Annotated in this window: 5 protein-coding genes and 1 pseudogene; 3 read left to right on the top strand and 3 right to left on the bottom strand. The window is 69.5% G+C overall.

Annotated elements, in window-relative coordinates:
- On the top strand, positions 1 to 861 hold an 861-nt coding region (locus tag AC5RUH_RS16180), incomplete at its 5' end, for a TIGR01906 family membrane protein (RefSeq protein WP_494129096.1).
- 21 nt (positions 862 to 882) lie between these two features.
- Here AC5RUH_RS16180 and AC5RUH_RS16175 read toward each other — a convergent pair.
- Both AC5RUH_RS16175 and AC5RUH_RS16170 read right to left on the bottom strand, forming a co-directional pair.
- Complete coding sequence (locus AC5RUH_RS16175; RefSeq protein WP_494129095.1) at positions 883 to 2694, bottom strand: AMP-dependent synthetase/ligase; 1812 nt, start codon at positions 2692 to 2694, stop codon at positions 883 to 885.
- A 49-nt stretch (positions 2695 to 2743) separates the two neighbouring features.
- Positions 2744 to 4384, bottom strand: coding sequence for a dolichyl-phosphate-mannose--protein mannosyltransferase (locus AC5RUH_RS16170; protein ID WP_494129097.1), 1641 nt, complete (start codon positions 4382 to 4384; stop codon positions 2744 to 2746).
- 149 nt (positions 4385 to 4533) lie between these two features.
- Here AC5RUH_RS16170 and rsmI point away from each other — a divergent pair, with 149 nt between their 5' ends.
- Positions 4534 to 5418 carry a 16S rRNA (cytidine(1402)-2'-O)-methyltransferase gene (gene rsmI / locus AC5RUH_RS16165; protein WP_494001432.1) on the top strand — a complete coding sequence of 295 codons (885 nt, stop codon included), beginning with the start codon at positions 4534 to 4536 and terminating at the stop codon, positions 5416 to 5418.
- Positions 5419 to 5637: 219 nt separating this feature from the next.
- Positions 5638 to 7119 (top strand): NAD-dependent succinate-semialdehyde dehydrogenase, encoded by a 1482-nt coding sequence (locus AC5RUH_RS16160; protein ID WP_494023665.1) that lies wholly within the window; start codon positions 5638 to 5640, stop codon positions 7117 to 7119.
- On the opposite strand, the pseudogene AC5RUH_RS16155 reads toward AC5RUH_RS16160, so the two are convergent.
- Positions 7107 to 7617: pseudogene (locus AC5RUH_RS16155) on the bottom strand (hypothetical protein); the annotation flags it as partial. The gene AC5RUH_RS16160 and the pseudogene AC5RUH_RS16155 sit on opposite strands and share 13 nt — an antisense overlap.

The following is a 7617-nucleotide window of genomic DNA, read 5'->3' as shown; positions in this document are numbered from 1 at the left end:
CCGCCCGGTGGGACGGCCGCAGCCGCCGCCGGCAGCGACGCCAACCCGGCGACCGGCGCGCTCTCGGTACGTCCGCCGCGTTCCGAGGTGGTCCGGCGCACGACCGAGCGCGACGAGGCAATGAACGCCAAGCCGCTGGCTGGACGGATCCTGCAGGTGGTCCTGGCGGTGCTGTTCCCGCCGCTGCTGATCATCGGTGCCATCCGGCTGGTGGCCACGCCGTTGTTCCTCTGGGCGGAATACCACCGCCCCGGGTTCCCGGCCGACAGCTTCGGCTTCAGCACGGAGGAACGGATGACCTACGGCTCCTATGCGGTGGACTACCTGCTGAATTTCGCCGGCCCGCGATACCTGGGAGACCTCTCCGGCCCCAACGGCGGCAGCCTGTTTTTGGACTCCGAGGTCAGCCACATGGCCGACGTGAAGGGCGTGTTCCTCGCGACCATGCTTGCCGGGGCGGTCATGCTGCTGCTGGCCGTCGTCGCAGTGGTCTACCTGGCCCGCCGCTACCACGGGGGGATCCGGCGCGGCCTGTTCGCCGGTTCCGCCGCGACACTGATCCTGGTCCTGCTGCTGGGCGTCCTGGGGGCGCTCAACTGGCAGCAGTTCTTCACCGAGTTCCACCGGATCTTCTTCGCCGACGGCACCTGGACCTTCTTCGTGGACGACACCCTGATCCGCCTGTTCCCGGCCCAGTTCTGGATGGACGCCGGAATCGTCATTGCCCTGCTGGTGCTGATGGTCTCCTCGCTGGTGCTGGCGCTGACCTGGCCGACCCGCGCCCGGCGGAACCGGAGCGCCGCCGCCGCCGAAGAACAGCGCCGCCGGCACGAACTGCTGCTCGCCCGCGAGCAGGACTAGGCGGCGGCTGCCGGCCAGGGCCTAGCGGTACAGGGAATCGATCTCGCCGGCGAAGTCTTCCAGCACGGTGACGCGCTTGAGCTTCAGTGACGGCGTCAGGTGCCCGGAGGCCTCGGTGAGGTCCTGTCCGAGGACCGCGAACTTCCGGATCTGCTCCGCCCGCGAAACCAGCTGGTTGGCCTGGTCCACGGCCTGCTGCAGCTCGGCCAGGACCGCCGGGTCTTCGGCGGCCTCGGCCAGGCCGACTGGCCGGCGGCCGGCCGACGAAAGCCAGCCGGCCAGGCCCTCTTCGTCCAGGGACACCAACGCCCCGACGAACGGGCGTCCCTCGCCGACCACCACTGCCTGGGACACCAGCCGGTGTTCGCGCAGCGCGTCCTCCAGCGGACCCGGAGCGACATTCTTGCCGCCCGCCGTTACCAGCAGCTCCTTTTTCCTGCCGGTGATAGTCAGGTAGCCGTCGTCGTCCAACGTCCCGACGTCCCCCGTGCACAAGAAGCCGTCCCGAAAGTACTCGGCATTGGCGTCGTCGTTATTGTGGTAGCCGCGGGTGATGCCGATGCCCTTGATCAGGACCTCGCCGTCGTCGGCAATTCTGATGGTGGTGCCGGGCAACGGCAGTCCCACGGTGCCGATCCGGTTGGCGCCGGGCAGGTTTACCGCCGCAGGGGCAGTGGATTCGGTGAGCCCGTAGCCTTCCAGGACCGGCACGCCGATGCCGGTGAAGAAGTGCGCGAGCTTTGGATTCAATGCGGAAGCGCCGGAGACGGTGTACTCCACGTGCCCGCCGAACGCCGCGCGCAGCTTCCCGTAGACGAGCCTGTCGAACACGGCATGCCGGGCCTTGAGGGCCAGCCCGGGCCCGGCGCCGGTGCCGCGTGCCTGCGCATCCCGTGCCCGGGAGTAGGCGACCGCTGTCTGCGCCGCGGCGTCGAAGATCCTGCCCTTGCCGCCGTCGTGCGCTTTCTGCCGGGCGGAGGCGTAGACCTTTTCGAACACGCGCGGAACCACCAGCAGGAAGGTGGGCTGGTAGGTGCGCAGGTCCTCGATCAACTCCGCCATGCTCGACGTGTGGCCCATCTTCACTCCGGCGGTCAGGCAGATCACCTGCACGGCCCGGGCCAGCACGTGGGCCAGCGGCAGGAACATCAGCGACTTCGCGTCCGGGCGCTTGAGGATGTCCGCCAGGAACTCCACGGTGTTGACCGCCAGTTCCGCGAAGTTGCCATGCGTGATGATGCAGCCGCGCGGCCGGCCGGTGGTGCCCGAGGTGTAGACCAGCGAGGCCGCGTCCTGCATGCCCCGGGAGGTCCGGCGCAGTTCAAGTTCCTCGTCGGTGACCGCGGTTCCGCGGGCCTCCAGCTCAGCCAGCCCCTCGGCCTCCCCGTCCAGCTGCCAGACCGGAAGCGCGGCCGGCAGCCCGGACATGGCCTGGCGCACCACGGCGGCCTTGGCGGCGTCCTCGGCGAACACCAGCTTCGCCGCCGAGTCCTGCAGGATCCACTGCACCTGGTGCGGGGACGAGGTTTCGTAGATAGGAACCACCACCGCGCCGGCGAACCAGCCGGCCAGGTCCACCACCGTCCACTCGAACCGGGTCTTGGACATCACGGCAATGGTGTCTCCGGCTTCGATGCCGGAGGCCATCAGGCCCTTCGCCACGGCGCTGACCTGGGCCAGGAGTTCGGCGGCCGGAACATCGGACCAGGCGCCGTTGCGCTTGACCGCATAGAGCGCCCGCTGCGGGTCGCGCTGATGCTGGGCCACCAGGATGTCCGTCAGGTTGGAGCCGGCCGGCATCGCTGCCAGCACTTCGGTTACTGCTTCGCGCACGTCGTGCCCACTTTCTGAATCCGGTAAAAGTCGTGTTGTCCGGCCTGCATCAAATCCAACTTGGCATCCACATCCGCCAGCGCCACTGGTCGTAGCCGATCATCTCTGCGGTCCACACCGGCAGGAAGAATGCCGACACCGCGAGTGCGGCCGCCACGAAGAGCCCGACCACCAGCACGCCTTGGCGCCGGCGCCACGGCGGATCCGTCGCCCGGCCCAGCGCCAGCCCGAGCACGTAGGTCAGGGCCAGGACCAGGAACGGCTGGAAGGCGATCGCGTAGAAGAAGAACGTGGTCCGGTCGGGGTAGAGGAACCAGGGCAGGTAACCGGCCGCGACTCCCGCCAGAATCGCCCCTGCCCGCCAGTCCCGCCGCCCGGCCCAATAGAAGAGCAGCACCAGCAGCGAGGCGGCCGCGGCCCACCAGATGAGCGGGTTGCCGACCACCGTGACCGCCTCGGAGCAGCGGGTGGCCGCCTCGCACCCGCCCTGGCCGGCTTCTTCGGCATGGTAGTAGAACGACGTCGGGCGGCCCATGAACAGCCAGGTCCAGGCATTGGATTCGTACGGGTGCTCGGAATCCAGGCCGTTGTGGAAGGTGTAGGCGCTGCGGTGATACTCGGCCAGCGAGCGCAGCCAGTCCGGCAGCCACCCCCAGGCCGCGGACGGGTTCGACGCCGCCCAGTTGCGGTCGTAGGCATCGTCGGAGCGCAGCCAGCCGGTCCAGGCCGCCAGATAGGTCACCGCCGCGGCCGGAATCATGGTGAAGAACGCCGGAACCCCGTCCCTGATCACGCCGGCGGAAAACCACTCCCTGATCCCCGCGGCACGCCGGGCGCCAAGGTCCCAGAACACGCACATCAGGCCAAACACCGCGACGAACGCCAGCGCCGACCACTTGGTGCCCACGGCCAGCCCGAGGCAGACCGCCGCAGCCAGCCGCCACGGCCGCCAGAGCACCCAGGGACCATACAGCAGCCGCGAAGGGGGCGGCACCCCGGAGGGGCCAGCCTGCCGGGCGATTTTCGCGGCCAGCCGCCGTCGCCCGTCGAAGCGGTCCAGCAGCAGCGCGCCGAAGGCGGCGACCACCCAGAACATGAGGAAGACGTCCAGCAAAGCCGTCCGGGAGTGGACCAGATGGTGCCCGTCGATGGCCGTCAGCAAACCGGCGACCCCGCCCAGCGCCGGCGACTTGAACAACGCCTGCGCGATCAGGGCGATCATCAGGATGGACAGCGTGCCGGTAAGTGCGGCGCCGAAACGCCAGCCAAAACCGTTGTCGGAACCAAAAAGCCACATGCCGGCGGCGATCATCCACTTGCCCACCGGCGGGTGCACCACATATTCGGGGGTATCGAGGAGGACGCCCGGATTGCCCGCGTTGAAGGAGTCGTTGGCGTCCTTGGGCCATTCGCGTTCGTAGCCGGATTGCAGGTAGGAGTAGGCGTCCTTGACGTAGTAGGTTTCGTCGAACACCAGGGAACCCGGTTCACCCAGGCGGTAGAAACGCAAAACCCCGCCGAGGACGGCCGTGAGCACGGGGAGCAGCCACGCCCAGGGCCCGAACCGGGCCGGAAGACCGAGCAGTCGGCGGCGCAGCACCGCCTCGCTGAACGCCCGTCCCGGCGATTCCAGCCAGCCGTGGCGCGGGGCAACCGCCGCCGGCGGAGGTGTGGTTCGGGTCACGGCCATCATGTTACCGGCCGGTAGGTGCACGGGTGTGCGGCGCCACAGGCCGGGACGTCGGCTGCCGGACGGCGGTCCTCGCTGCAGTGGGGCACATACCGACTCTATATAAGGCGCCGGTGAAAGAGGGCAACGCCGCAGGTAGGGTTGTCCATGTGAATGAGCAGGAACGGGGCGTCCCGGCAGGGGGGCAGCCAGGACAGATCGTGTTGGCCGGAACGCCGATCGGCAACGTCGGGGACGCCTCCCCGCGGCTGGTCGAGCTGCTCCAAACGGCCGATGTAGTCGCTGCCGAAGACACCCGCCGCCTGCACAAACTCCTGCAGCGGCTGGGTATCACGGCCGCCGGCCGGATCATCAGCTACCACGAACACAACGAGGCGACCCGTACCGCAGACCTGCTGGAGCTGGTCCGTGCCGGCAGCACCCTGGTGATGGTGACCGACGCCGGCATGCCGGCCGTCTCGGATCCCGGTTTCCGGCTGGTGGAGGCGGCCGTGGCGGAGGGCCTGCTGGTCACTGCCGTGCCCGGGCCGTCGGCCGTGCTCACGGCGCTGGCGCTGTCCGGCTTGCCCACCGACCGCTTCACCTTCGAGGGCTTCCTGCCCCGCAAGCAGGGGGAGCGCGCCGCGCGGCTGGCGGAGCTCGCCGCCGAGCGCCGGACCATGGTCTTCTTCGAGGCGCCGCACCGGCTGGCGGCCATGCTGCGGGCCCTCGACGCCGGATTCGGCCCGGGCCGGCGGGCGTCGGTCTGCCGGGAGCTGACCAAGCTGCATGAAGAAGTGCTGCGCGGTACGGTCCGGGAACTGCTGGAGTGGGCCGAAAGCCATGAGGTCCGGGGCGAAATCGCCGTGGTGGTTGCCGGCGCGACGGAAACAGCGCCCGAACAGCCCGAAGACCACGTGGACGGCGTCAACGCGCTGGTGACGCAGGGTGCCCGACTCAAGGACGCCGTCGCCGCCGTCGCGGCCGATGCCCGGGTGAGCAAACGCGAGCTCTACGCCGCGGTCCTGGCCGCCCGTGCTCCCGGCGGGCGCTGACTCTCAGCGAAGCGGGTGCCGCCGGATGTCCTGGATGTCGTCATCTGCACGCTCTGTGACCCTCACCCGGCCGCCGGATTGGTATTGTCGATCTGCACAGTAGGTGCCGTGGAACGTAGTGCACCCTCGCATTTACACCCGTGAAGCGGAGCACCTACCGTGAAGGAAAACGGGCAACTGCGCCCACGGACACAATCCCGAACACTTGGAGGCACCGCCATGGCTGAAACCGCAGCCCGCGAAGCAGAACTGCTCGCCAAAGTACCCACCGGCCTGCTGATCAACGGCGAATGGCGCGACGCATCCGACGGCGGGACCTTTGACGTCCACGACCCCGCCACCGGCAAGGTGCTGGCCACCCTGGCCTCGGCCACCAGCGAGGACGCGCTCGCCGCCCTCGACGCCGCCGACAGCGCGCAGGCAGCCTGGGCCCGCACGGCTCCGCGCCAGCGCGCCGAGATCCTGCGCCGCGCCTTCGAGCTGGTGACCGAGCGCTCGGAGGATTTCGCCCTCCTGATGACCATGGAGATGGGCAAGCCGCTGGCCGAATCCCGCGGCGAAGTGGCCTACGGTGCCGAATTCCTGCGCTGGTTCTCGGAGGAGGCCGTCCGCGACTACGGCCGCTACCTGACCACGCCGGAGGGCAAGAACAAGATCCTGGTCCAGCGCAAGCCGGTCGGCCCCTGCCTGTTGATCACCCCGTGGAACTTCCCGCTCGCCATGGCCACCCGCAAGGTCGGTCCCGCGGTAGCCGCCGGCTGCACCATGGTGCTCAAGCCTGCCAAGCTCACCCCGCTGACCAGCCAGCTCTTCGCCCAGACCATGATCGAGGCCGGCCTCCCGGCAGGCGTGCTGAACGTGGTCTCCTCCAAGAGCGCTTCCGGCATCTCCGGGCCGCTGATGCAGGACTCCCGCCTGCGCAAGGTTTCCTTCACCGGCTCCACGCCGGTGGGCAAGCAGCTGCTCAAGGACGCGGCGGACAACGTCCTGCGGACCTCGATGGAGCTCGGCGGGAACGCCCCGTTCATCGTCTTCGAAGACGCCGACCTGGATAAAGCCGTCGAAGGCGCCATGGCGGCCAAGATGCGCAACATGGGCGAGGCCTGCACGGCCGCCAACCGCTTCCTGGTCCAGGCCTCCGTGGCCGAGGAATTCACCACCAAGTTTGCGAACGCCATGAAGGCCCTCAAGCCGGGCCGCGGCACCGAAGCGGACACCACGGTGGGCCCGCTGATCGACGGCGGCGCCCGCGACGACGTGCATGCCCTGGTGACCGCGGCGGTGGAAGCCGGAGCGTCCGTCAGCACCGGCGGCGGGCCCGTGGAAGGCGACGGCTACTTCTACCAGCCGACCGTGCTGTCCAACGTTCCGAACGACGCCGATATCCTGCAGAGCGAGATCTTCGGCCCGGTTGCCCCGGTGACCACGTTCGAAACCGAAGAGCAGGCCATCGCCCTGGCCAATGCCACCGAGTACGGCCTTGCCTCCTACATCTACTCGCGCGATGTGAACCGCATGTTCCGCGTCTCCGAGCAGATCGAGTTCGGCCTAGTCGGCTACAACGCCGGCGTGATCTCCAACGCCGCCGCCCCGTTCGGCGGAGTGAAGCAGTCCGGCATGGGCCGCGAAGGCGGCGCGGAGGGCCTGGACGAGTACACCACGGTCCAGTACATCGGCATCGCGGATCCCTACGCCCGGTAGTTCCGATCCGTCGGCCGGCCGTCCCCCAGGGGCGGCCGGCGGCGGAACAGCGACGCCGGCCACAACAGCCCGGCCAGGCGGCGCCGCCATCCGGCCCGCTCCAGAAGCCTGTCCCTGACGGTTTCCACATCGGACCACCGTGCGGTGGAGGCGCCGCCCGGTGGCGGCGCCTCCGGAGCAGCATACGCGGCCCGCTCATAGCCAGCCCGCAGCCGCGCCAGGGCAACGGAAGACTTCCCGGTGACCACGCCGGCGTCGTCGAGGCGTTGCTGGAAGGCCCGCGGTGTTTCCGTTGCCGCGGCCGGCCAGCCGAGGTCTTCCGCGGTATCCACGGCTTCCGCCCAGGTGGCCAGGGCGGCACCCCCGCCGCCCCCGGCCATCGCTGCCCGGCGCCAGCCGGTCCGCCGCCGGCCCAGCACCAGCGGCAACAGGAGGCCCGCCAGCACCACGGCCGCCGCCGCCGCCCACCACAGCCGATCCGAGACCCTCTCGTCCTCC

It is taken from the genome of Arthrobacter sp. Y3223166 (genome assembly GCF_059090935.1).
Note: the sequence above shows the minus strand (reverse complement) of the source record. Positions and strands in the feature narration are given on the sequence as shown.

What these genes read in the sequence shown, in the direction of transcription:
- AC5RUH_RS16160 (WP_494023665.1), top strand. Translation starts at nt 5,638, where the DNA reads ATGGCTGAAACCGCAGCCCGCGAAGCAGAACTGCTCGCCAAAGTACCC.
- AC5RUH_RS16170 (WP_494129097.1), bottom strand. Translation starts at nt 4,384, where the DNA reads ATGGCCGTGACCCGAACCACACCTCCGCCGGCGGCGGTTGCCCCGCGC.